Annotated in this window: 14 protein-coding genes; 2 read left to right on the forward strand and 12 right to left on the reverse strand. The window is 63.9% G+C overall.

From position 1 onward, the window contains the following. Positions 1–497 (forward strand): integrase core domain-containing protein (locus BJP06_RS11185; protein WP_143110607.1); only part of this gene is annotated, 497 nt, incomplete at its 5' end. A gap of 117 nt (positions 498–614) precedes the next feature. Here BJP06_RS11185 and BJP06_RS11190 read toward each other — a convergent pair. The 9 genes from BJP06_RS11190 to BJP06_RS11230 all read right to left on the reverse strand — a co-directional run bounded on the left by BJP06_RS11190 (position 615) and on the right by BJP06_RS11230 (position 11,651). Continuing rightward, positions 615–2,021, reverse strand: a complete 1,407-nt coding sequence (locus BJP06_RS11190; RefSeq protein WP_071573901.1) for a protoporphyrinogen oxidase — start codon at positions 2,019–2,021, stop codon at positions 615–617. A gap of 15 nt (positions 2,022–2,036) precedes the next feature. Next, positions 2,037–3,083: a uroporphyrinogen decarboxylase gene (hemE, locus tag BJP06_RS11195; protein WP_071573902.1), complete on the reverse strand. Its 1,047-nt coding sequence runs from the start codon at positions 3,081–3,083 to the stop codon at positions 2,037–2,039. Positions 3,084–3,110: 27 nt separating this feature from the next. Beyond that, the gene (locus BJP06_RS11200; RefSeq protein WP_071573903.1) at positions 3,111–5,669 is read right to left on the reverse strand and encodes a cation-translocating P-type ATPase; all 2,559 of its coding nucleotides are present in this window, start codon (positions 5,667–5,669) and stop codon (positions 3,111–3,113) included. 31 nt (positions 5,670–5,700) lie between these two features. Further along, positions 5,701–6,270: a hypothetical protein gene (locus tag BJP06_RS11205; RefSeq protein ID WP_083433292.1), complete on the reverse strand. Its 570-nt coding sequence runs from the start codon at positions 6,268–6,270 to the stop codon at positions 5,701–5,703. Further along, entirely contained in the window at positions 6,263–7,273 is a 1,011-nt protein-coding gene (hemB, locus tag BJP06_RS11210) for a porphobilinogen synthase (protein ID WP_070975694.1), read from the reverse strand. The genes BJP06_RS11205 and hemB overlap by 8 nt, the downstream gene beginning before the upstream one ends. A gap of 8 nt (positions 7,274–7,281) precedes the next feature. Further along, positions 7,282–8,994: a uroporphyrinogen-III synthase gene (locus tag BJP06_RS11215; RefSeq protein ID WP_071573904.1), complete on the reverse strand. Its 1,713-nt coding sequence runs from the start codon at positions 8,992–8,994 to the stop codon at positions 7,282–7,284. 163 nt (positions 8,995–9,157) lie between these two features. After that, on the reverse strand, positions 9,158–10,039 hold the full coding sequence (hemC, locus tag BJP06_RS11220; RefSeq protein WP_070975693.1) for a hydroxymethylbilane synthase: 882 nt from the start codon (positions 10,037–10,039) through the stop codon (positions 9,158–9,160). A gap of 5 nt (positions 10,040–10,044) precedes the next feature. Continuing rightward, on the reverse strand, positions 10,045–11,370 hold the full coding sequence (locus BJP06_RS11225; protein ID WP_071573905.1) for a glutamyl-tRNA reductase: 1,326 nt from the start codon (positions 11,368–11,370) through the stop codon (positions 10,045–10,047). Positions 11,371–11,414: 44 nt separating this feature from the next. Further along, positions 11,415–11,651, reverse strand: a complete 237-nt coding sequence (locus BJP06_RS11230; RefSeq protein ID WP_070363200.1) for a glutaredoxin family protein — start codon at positions 11,649–11,651, stop codon at positions 11,415–11,417. Positions 11,652–11,717: 66 nt separating this feature from the next. Here BJP06_RS11230 and BJP06_RS11235 point away from each other — a divergent pair, with 66 nt between their 5' ends. After that, positions 11,718–12,740 carry an HAD-IB family hydrolase gene (locus tag BJP06_RS11235; protein ID WP_071573906.1) on the forward strand — a complete coding sequence of 341 codons (1,023 nt, stop codon included), beginning with the start codon at positions 11,718–11,720 and terminating at the stop codon, positions 12,738–12,740. Positions 12,741–12,835: 95 nt separating this feature from the next. Here BJP06_RS11235 and BJP06_RS11240 read toward each other — a convergent pair whose 3' ends face one another. The 3 genes from BJP06_RS11240 to BJP06_RS11250 form a co-directional block, all read right to left on the reverse strand. After that, positions 12,836–13,039: a hypothetical protein gene (locus tag BJP06_RS11240; RefSeq protein WP_070363202.1), complete on the reverse strand. Its 204-nt coding sequence runs from the start codon at positions 13,037–13,039 to the stop codon at positions 12,836–12,838. Then, positions 13,039–14,103: a biotin synthase BioB gene (bioB, locus tag BJP06_RS11245; protein ID WP_071573907.1), complete on the reverse strand. Its 1,065-nt coding sequence runs from the start codon at positions 14,101–14,103 to the stop codon at positions 13,039–13,041. The genes BJP06_RS11240 and bioB overlap by 1 nt, the downstream gene beginning before the upstream one ends. Before the next feature lie 277 nt (positions 14,104–14,380). Then, a complete protein-coding gene (locus tag BJP06_RS11250) occupies positions 14,381–16,096 on the reverse strand; it encodes an IS3 family transposase (protein ID WP_070975207.1) in 1,716 nt (571 codons plus the stop codon). Positions 16,097–16,345 lie beyond the last annotated feature (249 nt).

The raw sequence follows: 16,345 nt of genomic DNA on the forward strand, positions 1-16,345 counted from the left end.
CACGACATATGTTTGAAGAAATCTTTGCCGCACACCCTGATGTCGACACGGTGCACTCCGATAACGGGGCAGCGATGACCAGTCGCAGCCTTGGCAGACTTTTTGATGCCCACCAGGTCAAACGCTCCTTCAGCAGGCCGTCGATTAGTAACGATAATCCGCATATGGAGTCGTTGTTTCACACCATGAAAGGTATGGCCTACTACCCGAGGGCTTTTGCCAGCATTAAACATGCAGCGGCCTGGGTTGATGAGTTTACAACGTTGTATAACCACCGGCCCCACAGTGGGATTAATGGGTACACACCGCAAAGCGTGCTAGACGGCACGTGGCAAAAGCTGGAGGCTAACCGGCGAAGTGCCGTCGAGCAAGCCCTTGCTGATGGGGTAATTACCGCGCGACCGAAAACACCGATTGGGTTGCCTGAGAAAGTCACGATTATCCGCACAACAACTAAGACAGCGCCGATGCCGCGTGCATTGATGATGCATTGTTAACCATGAATCTGGCCCACAACCACTTGACACAGAGCGACGAGGGGTGCGACCTGGGGAAACGCAAAACCCACCCGCCGAAATACTGGAATTTGGTGCGCGTTTCCGCCTAGAGTCCGCCTAGAGGAGATCCTGCGCCGCCTCACGCGCGTTGCCGATCACTGCCGGGACCCCAACCCCGGCAACCCAGGCGCCTGTCACACCAACGCCGTCGATACCGGCGAGGGCGTCCTGGACCTTGGCCACGGTGGCCAGGTGGGTGGCGTCGTAACGCGGGAGGCCGCCGAGCCAGCGCTGGACGAAGATCTCCTCGACGCCGGCGGCGCGGCCGTCGAAGCCGGTGATGGTCTGCAGGTCGTCGAGGGCCCAGTCCACGAGGTCGTCCTCGCTGGCAGTCAGGGCGATGTTATCGCCGTAGCGGCCGAAGCTGGCGCGTACAAGGGCGCCGCCGCGCTCGGCGAGGTGCGGCCACTTACGCGACGAAAGCGTGAACGCCTTGGCGTGCACGTCCTTCGCATCGGTGCTGACCAGCACGCCGGAGTTCTCCGGCAGGCCCTCGTCGGTGGCGAAGCGCAGGCCCACCACGGCGGAGTTCGCCAACTCGACGGAGCGAAGCGCTTCGGAGGCCTCGGGGGCGATGTCGCGAAGCAGCAGCGCGGTCGTCGGCGCCGGGGTGGCCAACAGCACGCGGTCGTAGACGGTGTCCTCGCCACCCTTGAGGCGGAACCCCTCGCCCTCGCGGCTGATGGACGGGATGAACGCGTCAACGTAGATGTTTGCGCCGGACTGCTCCGCGAGTGCCTCGTAGAGTTCCTGGTAGCCCTCGCGGAAGGACGCGAAAATGGGTGCCGGTTTCGAAGGCTTCGAGGCATCAGAAGACCCAGCCGCGGCAACGGCCTTCTTCCGGGCCGCCTCCAAGTTGGCGACCGCCGTGGAAAGGTGCACGGGGCCGTCGGCGGCCAGGCGGTCGAACTCGGCGGCGAGCTGCGGCACGGTGGCGCGAACGCCCAGGTCGTCGGCGGTGCAGGAGTACACCCCGCCAAGCAGGGAGGAGACGATGTTGTCCACGACGTCGTCGCCGTAGCGCTCGCGGACCAGGGCGCCGACGCTCATGTCGCCACCGATGGTCCACTCGAAGCCTTCGCGCTGCGCCTCGGTGTCGATGCGCCGCGCGGTCTCCTCACTGACCAGGTGCGCGACCGGCTCGGAGGTGGAAGGGATGCCCATCGTGCCACCAGCCGGCATGGCGCGGGTCTCACCGTCGACGTAGAGCAGGGAGCGCATCCCCGACGGGGAGACCAGCGAGTCCTGCAGACCCAGCTCCTCGACGAGCTGCTTCGCTTCCGGGCGGCGCGCGATGAAGGCTTCGGCCCCCATATCGGTGGGGCCGCCGTCGAACGCAACGGTGTACAGCTTGCCGCCGATGCGGTCGTTGCCCTCGTAGACGTCGACGGTGTGGCCGGAGTTGCGCAGCTCAAACGCTGCGGTCAGCCCGGCAAGCCCTGCACCGACAATGGCGATATTCAATGGGGATCTCCTTCGTTATGCTTCGTGGATCATTGCGACAGCGTCGGTGATGGCGCCTGCATCGGTGGTCGGCAAGACGCCGTGCCCGAGGTTGAAGATGTGGCCGGTGGCGGTGCCTGCGTCGATAGCTCGGGCGGCCTCCGCCTTGATGCGGCGCACTTCCTCCTGCACCACGGCGGGGCCAGCGAAGAGCATCGCCGGGTCGAGGTTGCCCTGCAGCACGCGCGGGGACGCGAAGCGCTTCGCGGCGACGTCGAGCGGCACGCGCCAGTCGACGCCCATCACCTCGGAACCCGCCTCCGACATCGCGCCGAGCAGCTCACCCGTGGCCACACCGAAGTGGATGCGCGGGATCACACCCTCGACCTCCTTCAGGATCTCGGCGGAGTACGGCAGGACGTGCTCGCGGTAGTCGGCCTCGGTGAGGAAGCCTGCCCAGGAGTCGAAGAGCTGCATGGCGTCGATGCCGGCGTCGACCTGCGTGCGCAGGAACGCGCTGATGGTCGGCACGAGGCGGCGCATCAGGGCGTGCCACGTGTCCGGGTCGCCGTGCATCATGGCCTTCGTCTTCTCGTGGTTCTTGCTCGGCCCGCCCTCGATGAGGTAGCTGGCCAGCGTAAACGGCGCGCCGACAAAGCCGATCAGGGCCTGGGTGTCGGTGAGCTCGTCGAGAATCATCTCGATGCCCTTGGCCACTTCCTCAACGTTGTGGTCCAGCACCGGCAAATTATCGACGTCCTCTTTCGTCGTAATCGCCTTCTCCATCACTGGGCCGCGGCCCGGCACGATCTCCACGCCGATACCCGCCGCTTTCAGCGGCACGACGATATCGGAAAAGAGAATCGCCGCATCCATGTCGTGGCGGCGCACCGGCTGCATCGTGATCTCGGCGAGGAGCTCCGGTATGAAGCAGGAGTCCAGCATGGAGATGCCTTCACGGACTTTGCGGTATTCCGGCAGCGAGCGCCCGGCCTGGCGCATGAACCACACCGGGGTGCGTGAGGGCGTGCGGCCGTTGGCGGCCTCAATGAACGGGGCAGAAGAAAGGTCGCGTCTGGTCATAGTCTCCCACCCTACCGCCGTTGCGGTTTAGGTGGGAAAATGATTTGCCCGCGAGGAGTGCGCCTCAATCACGAGCGAGCTGCCGAGCATGAGCAGCGTGGCCCCCACCGGGGGCAGCACGCCGATCGCGGCAAGCACGATCGCGGTGGAGTTGTACGCCCAGGCGAAGATCATGTTGTAGTCGATGATGTGGCACACGCGGCGCGCGTGCGCGATGAGCTGCGGGACGGCGGAGACGTCGTCGCGGATCAGCACGGCGTTGCAGGCGCGGGCGATGGTGGAGGACTGGGCGTCGATAATGTCGTCGGTGGCGTAGAGCAGGCCGACGTCCGCCACCTTGATAGTGGGAAGCGCGGTGGCGTCACCGATCATGGCAACCGTGGCGCCCTTCGTGTGGATGGCGCGAACCGCCCCCGGCTTGTCCGGCGCGGTAATGCCGGCGAGCACGTTGGACATACCCAAAAAGTCGGCAAAGCGGCGGGCCACCGGGTAGGTATCGCGGGTGAGCATCACCGTCTCTACGCCCATCTGTTCCAGGCGGTTGATGGCCTCGTGGGCGTCGTCCTTCGCGGGGTCGTAGAGGGTGATCACGCCGCGGTCCTTGCCGCGCCAGCGCACCACTACAGGGGTGCCTCCGGCGGTCGCGGCCATCGCGAGGCGGCCGTGCAGCTGGGACAGGTTCGTGGGGCGCCACAGGCAGGCGTCGAAGGACTCGGTGCGGTCCTCGTCCTCGTCGCCGTAGGTCAAGGTGAGGCGGCCGCGGAACTCGCCGCCGGGCGTGATTTCCTCGTTGCTCATCTCGATCCACGACGGCACATCGGCGCTCTTCGTGCGCCCATCGCGCGCCTCACGCGCCGCCTTCACCATTGCGCGTGCCGACGGGTGGTTGGACTCCACCGACAGCGCACCCGCCACGCGCATCACCATCTCCGGGCTTTCGCCGCGCTCGGCGGTGACGGTCTCCACCGTCATCTGCGGCTTGACAAGGGTGCCCACGCGGTTGAACACGGCCGTGTCCGTCGACTCCAGCGCGCGGAAGGTTTCGCCGTCGCGGATCAGGATGCCGTTTCGCACCGCCGACTCAATGCCGAGGCGGATCGCCAGCGAAGGCGAAATCGCCAGCGCCACCGGCGCCACCACCACCAAGATGGCCAACGCCGTGGAAAAGCCAGCATTGTAGTTGCCGGTCAGCAGCACCCACAGCCCAAAATCTAAGATAGCCAGCGCATAGGCCGCCGGGATGAGCAGGCCCGCCGCGCGCGTGGACATCAACGTGGCCTCGTTCTGGTGGCGCAGCACCGCGTCCACCCAGCGCTCCACCGCGCCCAGGCGGGTGGTGTGTCCGACGCGCTCCACGCGCATCTTGATCTTGCCGCTGCGCAGCACCGACCCGGCGCGCACCGTTGAGCCGACTTTCACCTCGGAAGGCTCGCGGGCGTCGATAATCTGGGGGTTCAACACGCCAGAGCCGCCGACCACCTCGCCGTCGGCAGGGATGATCTCGCCCGCGTGGACGTAGACGTCATCCCCCTTGTTCAGCTCGACTGCCGGGAAGTCTTCCTCCGTCACGTTGCCCGCCCGCGAACGACGCACCACCTTGTACACCGCGTCCGGATCAGGGTTGCGGGCCTGCAAATCCTCCATGAGGCGGGGGCGAGCGCGCATGGTGAAGTAGCGTCCCACCAGCAACAACGTGGTCACGGCGCAGGAGACCTCGAAGAAGATCTCAACGTCGTGGCCCATCTGGTGCGGCACCCAGCCACTACTGGTAGTCCAGCCGATCTGCCCAGCGGACGTCAGCACCACCGCGACCAGCGACCACAGCCAAGCGGCCAAAATCGCGATCGAGCTCGCTCCGTCCAGCGCGGAAATCCCGCGGCGCACGCCACCGAGCATCGCGCGGTGGAACGGGAACGCGCACCACAGTGCGACCGGCGTGGACAACGCCAACGAACACCACTGCCAGCCCGGGAACTGGAACTGCGGCACGTACGCCATCAGGACGACCGGGATGCTCAGCACAATAGCGATCCACATGCGAAGCGGCGTGACCAAGTCGCGGGCGGTAAACAGTACGTCCTGGCCACGCATCATGCCGCGGCGCCGTCGGGCAGTGCGCACGAACCCGCTCGCGCGCGCCGTGCGCAGGGAGCGCTGCTCGTGTTCCTTCATCCGGCGCATCCGGCCGGACATGCCGCGCGTGCCGCGCCGCGGCAGCGTGTGATCCACCACCGAATGCCCCTGGGCGCGGCGGCGCAGCGTCGAATCCGTCAGCTGCACCTCCACCCCGAAGCGCTGCATCACCTCGGTGATCGTGTGCGGTGCCGTGGTGTCCGGCGCGGTCACCCACGCCATCTTCGTCGGGTACACCAGGCGCGCCTGCACGCCCGGCAGCTCCTCGAGGGCCTCCTCGATGTCGCGCAGCTGCGCGCCGTCCTCCAGGCCCTCGAGCTCGAACGCGTAGGAAGCGTGGGGGCGCAACGTGTTGCCGTTGCTGTCCTCGGAGTGGCGCGAGTCCGGGTCGAAGCCGGCGTCCTTGGCCGCCAGGCGGGCGTCGTCAATTGAGCGCGTCACATTATCAGCCATGCGCCGTTACTCCACTTCTTCCCTACTGCTGCTACTGCTCAGCCGGACGCAGATAGTCCTGCGATTCCTTCCGGGAAGCATAGAACAGCCCCAATGCTCCCGCCACACCGACCACGATCTGCACCGCACCGTCGACGGCGAACAGCGCAACCGGCACTTTAGTCGCAGCGGGCGTCATCAAGAAGAGCGTGAGCACGCGCACCGCGAAGAAGACCGAGAAGACCTGCAGCACCCGCGTGGCGTTGAGCATCCACTTTCCGCGGCGCTGCACTGAGCGCAGCGCCAGGACAAACACCACGATGATGCCCAGCTGCAGCAGCGCCATCAGCACAACCGTGGCGTACATGCTCGCCTGCATCATGTTCTCCGGGATCGCCTCCGACTGGTTCTTCGCGGCCTGGTTCGCCGCCTCGCGCAGCGCAGCCGGGTCGAGCACCGTCACCACCACGGCGAGGATCTGGTGCAGGAGCTCACCGAGGATCATCACTGCCCACGCGCCGAGGAGATAGCGCACCGCCTCGGGCTGTTGCTGCGTCGGCTCGTCCTTCCGGTGTCTCGGTGGCAGGGCCGGGGCCTGCGCCGCGGGAGGTGTGTTAGCCATGAAGCTCCTTCAGCGCACGCGCGCCCTCGATTGCGTAGTACGTCAAAATCTGGTCCGCGCCAGCACGCTTGATAGAGGTCAGCGACTCCATCATGGTCGCCTCGAAGTCGATCCAACCGTTTTGACCAGCGGCCACCATCATCGCGTACTCGCCCGAAACCTGGTACGCCGCCACCGGCACCGGCGACATGTCCGCCACGCGGCTGAGCACATCCAGGTACGGCAGCGCAGGCTTGACCATGACGAAGTCCGCGCCTTCCTCAATATCGAGCTCGGTCTCGAGCAGGGACTCGCGCACGTTCGCCGGGTCCTGCTGGTACGTGCGGCGGTCGCCCTTCAGGGAGGAGCCGACCGCGTCGCGGAACGGCCCGAAGAACTTCGACGCGTACTTCGCCGAGTACGCCATGATGGCCACGTCCTGGTAGCCCTCGGCGTCGAGCCCCTCGCGGATCACGCCGATCTGCCCGTCCATCATCCCCGACGGGCTCACGATGTGCGCGCCCGCAGCGGCCTGCGCCAGCGCCATATCGCGGTAGAGATCCAAGGTGGCATCGTTATCCACCACCTGATTGCCATACTTATCGACGCCCACTACGCCACAGTGCCCGTGGTCCGTGAACTCATCCAGGCAGGTATCGGCCATAATCAGCAGATCCTCGCCGAACTCCTCGCGCAGTGCGCGCACGTTCCGGTTCAGGATGCCCTCCGGGTCCCACGCGACGGAACCCGTGGCGTCCTTATCCTCATCGAGCGGCACGCCGAAGAGGTCCACACAGCGGATCCCCTCCTCGAGTGCCTCGTGGCAGATCGCCTTCAGGGTGTCCGTGGTGTGCTGGTACACGCCCGGCATGGAGGCAATCTCTCGGCGTTCGGTGATGCCATCAGCCACGAACAACGGCAAAATAAAATCGGCCGGAGCCAGTCGCGTCTCCGCGGTGAGCTGCCGAATCGCAGGATTCTGGCGGAGGCGACGTGGACGGCGTGGAAGATGATATGTAGTCATGTGCTACATCATAACGCCGGTTTCCGACGCGCCCTCCGCTTCTTCCGCGGCGGCGGCAGCTCCCCAGCTGCCCGCAGGGCAGCGACGTGCTCGGCAAGCGCGTCCACCAGCGACGGCACGTCCGCAACCTCTGGTACGACGTCGACACGCAGCCCCTGCTCGCGCGCTGCCTCAGCCGCCATTGGGCCGATGCACGCGATGATCGTGCGCTGGTGCGGCTTACCCGCGATGCCAACCAGATTGCGCACCGTCGAGCCGGACGTGAAGCAGACTGCGTCAAACCCGCCGGTCTTGATCATGTCGCGCACCTCAGGAGCTGGCGGGGCCGCGCGCACCGTGCGGTAGGCCACGACGTCCTCGACGTCCCAGCCCTTCTCAATCAGGCCATCCACCAGCACGTTCGTACCGATGTCCGCCCGCGGCAGCAGCACCCGCGAGACCGGGTCGATGTCCTCGACGTACTCGGGGAACACCTCCACCAGGCCAGCGGCGTTCTGTTTCGTGCGGTGCGGCAGCAGCTCCGGGCTCATCCCTAGCGCGCGCAGTGCCTCCGCCGTCTTGCGGCCGACCGCCGCCAGGTGCACACCCGCGAACGCGCGGGCGTCCAAGCCAAGCTGCTCGAACTTCTTCCACACCGCGTGCACAGCGTTCGTCGAGGTGAACACCACCCACTGGTAGCGGCCCTCCACGATCCCCTTAATCGCGCGGTCCATCTGCGCCGGGTTGCGCGGCGGCTCCAGAGAAATCGTCGGCACCGACTGCGGGATCGCCCCGTACGACGCCAGGCGGCTGCTCATCGCCTCCGCCTGCTCCTTCGCACGCGGCACCAGCACTCGCCACCCGTACAAAGGACGGTTTTCCCACCACGAAAACTTCGATCGATCATCATTCACAGTACCGAGCGTCACCACCAAAGAACCAGGCAGATCCGCCGTCACCGAGTCCATGGTTGCCAGGGTCTCCAGGGTCGCATCGACCGTGCGCTGCAGCCGCGTCGTTCCGTTGGCCGTGACGCTGCACGCCAGCTCACTCGGGAACCCGCGCTGCATCAACTGCGACGCCATCTCCGGCAGCTGCTCGCGCACCGCCTGCAACACCAACGGCTGCGGCGCCTGCGACAACTGGTCCCAGTCCACCGGCCCGTTCGCCAGATCTGCTTCCGTATACGTTGAACCAAGCGCGATACCCGCAAAGGACGGCACCGTCGACGGCAGCGACATCCCCGGCACAATCTGGAATTCCAGGCCGGCGGCCGCCACCGCGGCGATCTCCTCCCGCACGGCATCGCGCGTCAGCGGGTTCCCGCTGACCAGACGGATCACATCCCCGTCACCGTCATCCCCCTTGCGGATCACCTCGGCCGCCGCCTGCAGCGCCGAGCGCAACCGCGCAACAATATCGTCCGTGCCAAGCGGCACCTCTTCAACCTCAGCCGCGGTTGGGTCCGCAGGCTTCGGCGGGCGGCGCCGCGCCCCGGAGGCCTTCGCCTCCGCACACATCGCCTCATACTGGGCCTCCGCGGCGTCGATCTTCTCCTGCGGCACCGCGCACGCTGCGGCAAGAACATTTCGGACACCCTCAAGAACATCCGGTTCCACCAACGCGATAGAATTGCGTTCCATCACCTGGCGAGCGCGAATCGTCAGCAAATCGGGATTGCCAGGTCCGGCACCGACGAAGATCACCTTCCCCGGCTGGGGCGTGATTGAGGGCAGTGTCATCAAAATGGTCTTTTCTGGTCTTGTATAAGGCGTAAAGAAGTGTCCCGGCGTACAGCGAGTCCCAAAGGGACCCCTATACACCGAGACGATTGGACGTATGGTAGTTACACCTTAATTTGCATACGCCGTGTTTCAAAACCTGTTTCAAAACCAGTCTGAAAACTTACTGCATAATTTCTGCCGCCCCGCGCCCAATCAGCGTCTGCGCAAGCTGTGTGCCCAGCTCACGGGCGTCCGTGCCTGTTGCCTCCTCAATCAGCTGCTTGGAGCCATCCAGGGCGAATACCCCCGCCCGCAAGGTAATGGTGCCGTCAGCGATGGTCGCGTGCGCCGCAACCGGGGCCGTGCAACCCGCTTCCAGGGTTGCCAGCACCTGGCGCTCCGCCGCCGCGCACGCAAAGGAATCCGCATGCAGCAGCTTGTCCAGGCCCTCGCGCAGCGCGGTGTCGTCGACGCGGCACTCGACGGCCAGCGCGCCCTGCGCCGGAGCCGGCATGAACACCTCAGCATCGAAGACTTGGGTGGCGCGGTCCGCGAACCCACCACGGACCAAGCCCGCATATGCCAGGACAATCGCGTCCATCTCGCCGCTTTCCACCCGGCCCATGCGCGTCTCAATGTTGCCTCGCAGCGGGAGGATCTCAAGGTCAGGGCGCAGCGCGCGCAGCTGGGAAACACGGCGCGGCGCCGAGGTGCCCACCTTCGCGCCCTTCGGCAGCGTGTCCAGCGTCAGGCCGTCGCGGGCGATGAGTGCCTCGCGGTGGTCTTCGCGCTCCGGAACGATCAGGTAGGTGCGGGGCTCTGGGGCCGTCGGCAAGTCCTTGAAGGAGTGCACGGCGACGTCCACCTCGCCGTCGAAGAGGGCGTCGCGAAGCGCAGACGTAAACACGCCGACGCCGATGCGTTCCACCGGCGCGTGGGAAACATCCCCGGCAGTTTTCACAATGTGCAGCTCAGACGGGTAACCGTGCGCGATCAGGGCATCACGCATGTGACCCGCCTGCGTCGTGGCCAAGTGCGAACCCCGCGTACCAATTTTCAGCATGTAAATTACGACTCCTTCAACTTCAATTCGTCGGGACTCGGCAACCGGTCCATATCAGTAGCGGCCGACACGGGGCGCACCCCAAACAGTTCCTCAACGGCGGTCTCCAGGCTAATCGAGTCCGAGCTCGCCGCCAGCTCCTTAATCTTCACCGTCGGCTTATGCAGCAGCTTATCCACCACACGCTTCACCGACCGCGCCACCTGCTGGAAGTCCTCTTCACCCAGGTCAGGAAGACGCTTGCGCAGCCGCGCCAGCTCCTCCTCCGAGATCTCCGCGCCAATCCGGCGCAGCTGCGCCACCGCCGGCGCCACCTCGCGCATCCGCTGCTCGGAGCTAAACACCTGCACCTCCTCGGCCACGATCGCCTCCGCGGCCTGCAGCGCCTTCGAGTCCTCCGAGTCTGCGTTGTGCAGCTGCTCGTGCAGGTACTCGATGTTGATCAAGTGCACGCCGTCGTGCTCCAGTACCGAATTGTCAATATCGCGCGGCAGCGACAAGTCAATCAGCATCGTCGGCCCCGAGATGTCCTCGCCCGAAATGGTGAACCCATCCGACGCCGTCGCCGACACCGTAATATCCACACGCCCCAACGCCCCCGCGCGCGCATTAAAGTCCACGACCTCCGCAGCCACCCCGGCCTCCCGGGCATGCTCCGCCAACCGCTCCGCACGCGAGCGAGTGCGGTTCGCAATAATCAACTTATCGACGCCCCTCTTGCCCAAATGCGTCGCCGCCAACGAGCTCATCGCACCAGCCCCCAACACCAGCGCAGTCTGGCCCTCCAGCGTGTCTATCCCCATCGTCTCCATCGCCGTATCCAGCGCGAAGGTCACCATCGAGCCGCCCGCATCATCAATCGACGTCTCCGTGTGCACACGCTTGCCCGTATGCAACGCCGACTGCGCCAACGAATGCAACGCCGGGCCCACCGTGCCCTGCTCCGCCGCGTGCGTATACGCGGTACGCACCTGCCCGATGATCTGCTGCTCCCCCACCACCATGGAATCCAGGCCGGAGGCGACCGTCAACAAGTGCTCCGCAGCCGCGTCCGAATACCGCACGTACAGGTAGCCGCGCAGCTCCGCCTCACTCACCCCGGAGACCTCCGCCAGCACCGCCAACACATCCTGCACACCCGCATGGAACGCGTTGGCAACCGTGTACACCTCCAGCCGGTTACACGTCGAAATGATCATCGCCTCAGACAACGACGGGCGCTCCACCAGCGCCGACGCCGCCGAATGCTGCACCGCATCATCCATACTCAAGCGTTCCAACAACGCAACGGGCGCCGAGCGGTGCGACATCCCTACAACGAGAACACTCACTCAATCCCTCCAGTCAGCCGTGAATCAAACCAAAGGATAGCGCGTCACTCTGACAGCGCCTCGGCCAGGTCCGCGTTATCCACTTCCCAACACGCGAACTCGTCCCCATCAATCACCACAACCGGGACGCGATCCCCGAACTCGGCGTTGAGCGACGGAGAGGCGTCGACATCTACAAGCGTGAGCTGCGCGCCGCACTGCTCGACCACCGGGGCGATCTGCGCGGCCACCCGCTCGCACGACCCGCAGGTAGCGCGCACCATCAGTTCAACCTGTTTCATCTCTCCGCCAATCTTGTTTACGATACAAGCTATCACGTCTGCCACACGGTGAAAGGCTCGCTGGCAATGTCCGACCACAAAGAACTCCTGGCCCAATGGTCACTCACCCAAGGCAACCTTCGCCGCTTCCTCGAAGAAGTTGCCCTCCCACCTCTCGACGCCGAATCCCAGCGCACCGCTGGTAACGCCGCCGCAGCCGCCGCCATCGAAGAAACCTTCGGCATCAGCATCGAAGAATTCGCCACCGGCGTCGACTCCGTCGGCGGCGCCTTCAAAACCGCCGGCCGGGAGAAAATCACCCAGCCCGACCCCGACGTCCCCCAAGACACCGAGGCGGCCGCGTTCTTCGACATCGACAACACCCTCATCCAGGGCTCCTCGCTCATCCTGCTGGCCAAAGGCTTGGCCAAGCAGCGCTTCATCACCCTTCGCGAGCTCCTGCCCGCCCTGACCAAGCAAATCCGCTACCGCGTCTCCGGCTCCGAAAGCGCCAAAGACATCGCCAAAGGCCGCGAACAGGCCCTCCAAGTAGTCAAAGGCAAGAACGTCGAGCAGCTCAAAGAGCTCTGCGCCGAAATCGTCGACCGCCAAATGCTCGACAAGACCTACCAATCAACTATCGACGCCGCGTCCCGCCACATCGCCCAAGGCCAACAAGTCTGGCTGGTCTCCGCCACCCCGGTCCAAATCGGCCAGGCGCTCGCGGAACGCCTCGGCTTCACCGGTGCACTCGGCACCGTCGCCGAAGAGGAAAACGGCAAGTTCACCGGCCGCCTCGTCGGCGACATCCTCCACGGCCCCGGCAAGCAGCACGCCGTGGCGGCACTGGCGGCCATCCAGAAGCTCGACCTGGAAAAGTGCACCGCCTACTCCGACAGCATCAACGACCTGCCGATGCTGTCCATGGTCGGCAACCCCGTCGCCATCAACCCTGACCGTGCGCTGCGCCGCTACGCGACCGGCCAAGGCTGGACCATCGAGGACTACCGCTCCCTACGCCGGTACATGCTCCCGGCCCTCGGCGCTCTGGCGGGCGGCGCGCTCGCTGCCGGTGTCGCGGCTGGCGTGGTGGCGCTGCGTCGACGGTAGTTCTTAGGAACCCTGCACCAAATTCCTATTTTTTCGCGAGCGGATCTGAAAAAGCCCAGGTCGCTGAAATTGAATGAGGGAATTTGGTGCGGGCATCACCGCTCAAGCCACTCCGAACGCAGCAATCCGTGGCGGGAGCATGCCGCCGACCACGCCATCGGCGAAATCTTCACCACCATCCGCCGCTGGCACAGCGGGCAGATGCGTGGCGCGTCGTAGGGGCGGGCCGGGTCGAGGGGCCAGGCGATGTCGCCAGAGAGGATGGCGTCGGCAAGATCGGTGTTGTCTGGAATGCGCATCAGAGTGACTTGATCGTGTCGTAGAGGATGCCGTGGCCGGAGTTCACCTTCTGGCCGACGGGCGAGATACCCAGGTTGATGCGCGGCCGGGAGCTCCCGTCAAGGACGCGGTCCACGGCGTCGCGGTCCTTCTCTATCGGACGGCCAAACGTGGTCAGATAATTACCGCCGATGATGGCGTTCGCGCCGCCCATCAGGCCGGCTTCGGTGCCGTCGTCGCCAAGGGCGAGCTCGGTGCCACCGGCGAAGCGCAGCTGGGTTGTGGGCATAGCCAAGCGGAACGCGGCGACGGCCCGAAGCGCCTCCCCCTGCGGGACGAGTGGCCGGTCGGCGAACGGGGTGCCGGGACGTGGGTCGAGGAAGTTCATCGGCACTTCGTGTGGCTGGATCTCGGCGAGCTGGGTGGCGAACTCAGCCCGCTGCTCAATCGTCTCCCCCAGACCAATGATCCCGCCACAGCAGGTCTCCATCCCCTCAGCGAGCACGTGCTCGAGAGTGTCCTTGCGTTCCTGCCAGGTGTGGGTGGTGACCACGTTCGGGAAGAAGGATTCAGCGGTTTCGAAGTTGTGGTTATAGCGGGACACGCCCATCTGCGCGAGTTGGCGCGCCTGTTCACGGGTCAGAATGCCAAGCGAGGCAGAAATAGAGATGTCCACCTCCTCCCGAATGGCAGTCACCGCCGCCGCAACCTGGTCCAGCAGGTCCTGCGTCGGGCCTTTCACGGCGGCGACGATACAGAACTCGGAGGCGCCCATCTTCTCGGACTGCTTCGCGGCCTCCACGAGCTCGTCGATATTCAGGGTGACGGCACGGACCGGGGACTCAAACAGTCCGGACTGGGAGCAGAAGTGGCAGTCCTCGGGGCAACCGCCAGTCTTCAGGGAGATGATGCCCTCCAGGGAGACGTCGACGCCACAGTGCTTGATGCGAACCTGATGGGCTAGATCGAGCAGTTCCGGCAGGTGTTCGTCCTCGATGGTGAGGATCTGCACGAGCTCTTCCTTGTTCAGGCCTTCGCCCCGCTCAAGGGCTTTTTCGCGTGCGATGTCGAGGATGTCGGTCATGGTTTTGCGCTCCGTTCAGTGCGGGGACGTGTTGTAAGTACGCATCAGTGTAGACCGCAATTGAACACCGTTCAGGTGTTTCGTGCCCCAACCTCCACCCACATCAAAAAGTTCCCGCGATCACAGAAATCCGAGGAACTTTTCGCAATTTCGGGGTACTCCACCCGCCCGAACACCCGCCTGACCTGCAAAGTGTAGTAACAGGAATGTAGTAATCCGCTTTTTTGGGGCTGCGGATGTTTTGTTGGAGTGCATCACGAGGGACTTTGTCTCGTAGTTATGCACTCAGTGCCTGTCTATGCTCAGCGATGGTCGTATAACCATCACCAAGTGTCGACTTCAACCTTGTATGGATATAGAAGTCAATGTAGGACTCAATATACTCGCGCATCTGCGCAACTGTCATCTGCGACGTATGCGCCCTGCCTTTGAGTAGTTCTTGTTTCATCGTGCCGAAGAACCCTTCTGTGCGCGCGTTATCACCACTGGTGCCCTTCCTGGATAGTGACGGGATGTAGCGCCACCTGGCCCGACACCACTTGCCTTCCTGACACTTCGGACAGTCCAGGCGGTTATGCGTGTGATCGGTAATCAACTTCACCCACTTAGTGCTGCGGTAGAGTCCACCCCGGTCAGAATGGATAATTGGCTGCACCCCGTCAGGTTTTACCGCATCAATACGCGCGATCATGTCTGCGACCAGATCATGATTCGGTGATGTCGACATGGTCACCGCAATGGGCATTCCGTCATAGAAGTCAATAGCGGCAGACAGATAGAGTTTGCCGTCTGGGCAGTGGATTTCTGTGACATCGGTACCGATTTTTTCCCACGGTGTATCAGCATGAAAATCATGGATTAATCCCTTGGCATCAGCGTGGGTGCGAAAGTGCTCAGATAGCTCGATGACTTCAGGCGTTGGCTGCTGTGCGGTGTCGTGACATGCACACGCAGTGGTGCGGGGTTTGACCAACAGGAGGTTTGCTGGACTGTGGGCGGTCTCACCGGTGTAGGACGAGTACTTCGTTGACTGCTTCGCCGGTGGCCTGCATGCAAGTTCACCCATTAACTCACGCACGATCTTTTCCGATACCCGATGTCCTCGAGCTTTCAGCCAGGCATGGATACGCCGATACCCATAGCTTTGATTCGACTCAGCAACTGCTTGCAGGATCATCGGTTTGTACTGCTCACGACGCGCACTACGCCGGGCCAGCACACGCTGATGCTTGCCCTGGTGGTGATAAAACGTTGACTCGGCAATACCAACAAGCTGACACGCTTTCTTGATAGAGACACCGCGGGCGTCCGTGATGGCAACAACGACGGCGGCCTTCGCCGCTGTCGTGAGTACACCGTCACGGACGGTGACTTTTCCCTGCGTCTCACCACCCATGAGTACTTCAATAATCGCGTCTTTGACTGCTTGGCGGTCACGTTCATCAGCCAGCATCTTTTTCAACACTTCCGGATCATCCGGCAAAGCATCCAAGTCAGGTATTGGGCCAGGCCCGGGCAACCACTCATCAACCGGGCGTGGCGGTGTCGCAGTGTTGCGGTTGATGGTGGTTCGTTGGTGTTTGCGGGCTCGTTTGGTTTTGCGGTTATAACTCACGCGTTTCATTGTGGCTTGATATGCCGCATCGAACGTCATCGACGCTGCGTCGTTGCGTTCTTCTTCGTCAGGCCATAATTCACGCGTCCACCTGCCTACCGAGTGAAATGACACCTGGAACTCCGCCGCGATCCGGCGCAGTGACTTCGTGGAGGTCAGTCTGCGCGCGACGGCTTTGGCGATCGCCTCCGCGGTTGGGGGACCATCAGATCGGATGTAGCCGTTGCGTCTGTCAGTAATCCAGTTTTTCACCGAGCCTGCTGCGGGGCGTCGGCCGGTAACGTGTGCTACCCAGTCGCAGACCTCGGGGGTGGTCATGCCTTCGAAGTACTTGTCGACCGCGGACTCGCGGACGGTGTCGGGGAACTTTGCGGGCATCGGAATACCTTCCAGCCCTCAACACTCCAACAAAATGTCCGCGCTCCCTTTGGCCCGATTTCGGGGATTACTACAATCCTGTTACTACCATTTGGGTTTTAGCCACGCCCACAACCGCATTTCGGGTTAAGCGACAAAATGTGTGCTTTTTTGGATATGGATTCCAGGTCCTGCCTGGGCCTACGGCGGGACAGTGCTCGTTGAATCGGGATTCCCTGCCGTAGACCGGAAGGTCCACCACTTCAGGCG

Source organism: Corynebacterium sp. NML120713 (genome assembly GCF_001875735.1).
Classification (GTDB): Bacteria; Actinomycetota; Actinomycetes; order Mycobacteriales; family Mycobacteriaceae; genus Corynebacterium; species Corynebacterium pseudogenitalium.

What these genes read in the sequence shown, in the direction of transcription:
- hemE (WP_071573902.1), bottom strand. Translation starts at nt 3,083, where the DNA reads ATGACCAGACGCGACCTTTCTTCTGCCCCGTTCATTGAGGCCGCCAAC.
- BJP06_RS11200 (WP_071573903.1), bottom strand. Translation starts at nt 5,669, where the DNA reads ATGGCTGATAATGTGACGCGCTCAATTGACGACGCCCGCCTGGCGGCC.
- BJP06_RS11205 (WP_083433292.1), bottom strand. Translation starts at nt 6,270, where the DNA reads ATGGCTAACACACCTCCCGCGGCGCAGGCCCCGGCCCTGCCACCGAGA.
- hemB (WP_070975694.1), bottom strand. Translation starts at nt 7,273, where the DNA reads ATGACTACATATCATCTTCCACGCCGTCCACGTCGCCTCCGCCAGAAT.
- BJP06_RS11215 (WP_071573904.1), bottom strand. Translation starts at nt 8,994, where the DNA reads ATGACACTGCCCTCAATCACGCCCCAGCCGGGGAAGGTGATCTTCGTC.
- hemC (WP_070975693.1), bottom strand. Translation starts at nt 10,039, where the DNA reads ATGCTGAAAATTGGTACGCGGGGTTCGCACTTGGCCACGACGCAGGCG.
- BJP06_RS11230 (WP_070363200.1), bottom strand. Translation starts at nt 11,651, where the DNA reads ATGAAACAGGTTGAACTGATGGTGCGCGCTACCTGCGGGTCGTGCGAG.
- BJP06_RS11235 (WP_071573906.1), top strand. Translation starts at nt 11,718, where the DNA reads ATGTCCGACCACAAAGAACTCCTGGCCCAATGGTCACTCACCCAAGGC.
- BJP06_RS11240 (WP_070363202.1), bottom strand. Translation starts at nt 13,039, where the DNA reads ATGCGCATTCCAGACAACACCGATCTTGCCGACGCCATCCTCTCTGGC.
- bioB (WP_071573907.1), bottom strand. Translation starts at nt 14,103, where the DNA reads ATGACCGACATCCTCGACATCGCACGCGAAAAAGCCCTTGAGCGGGGC.
- BJP06_RS11250 (WP_070975207.1), bottom strand. Translation starts at nt 16,096, where the DNA reads ATGCCCGCAAAGTTCCCCGACACCGTCCGCGAGTCCGCGGTCGACAAG.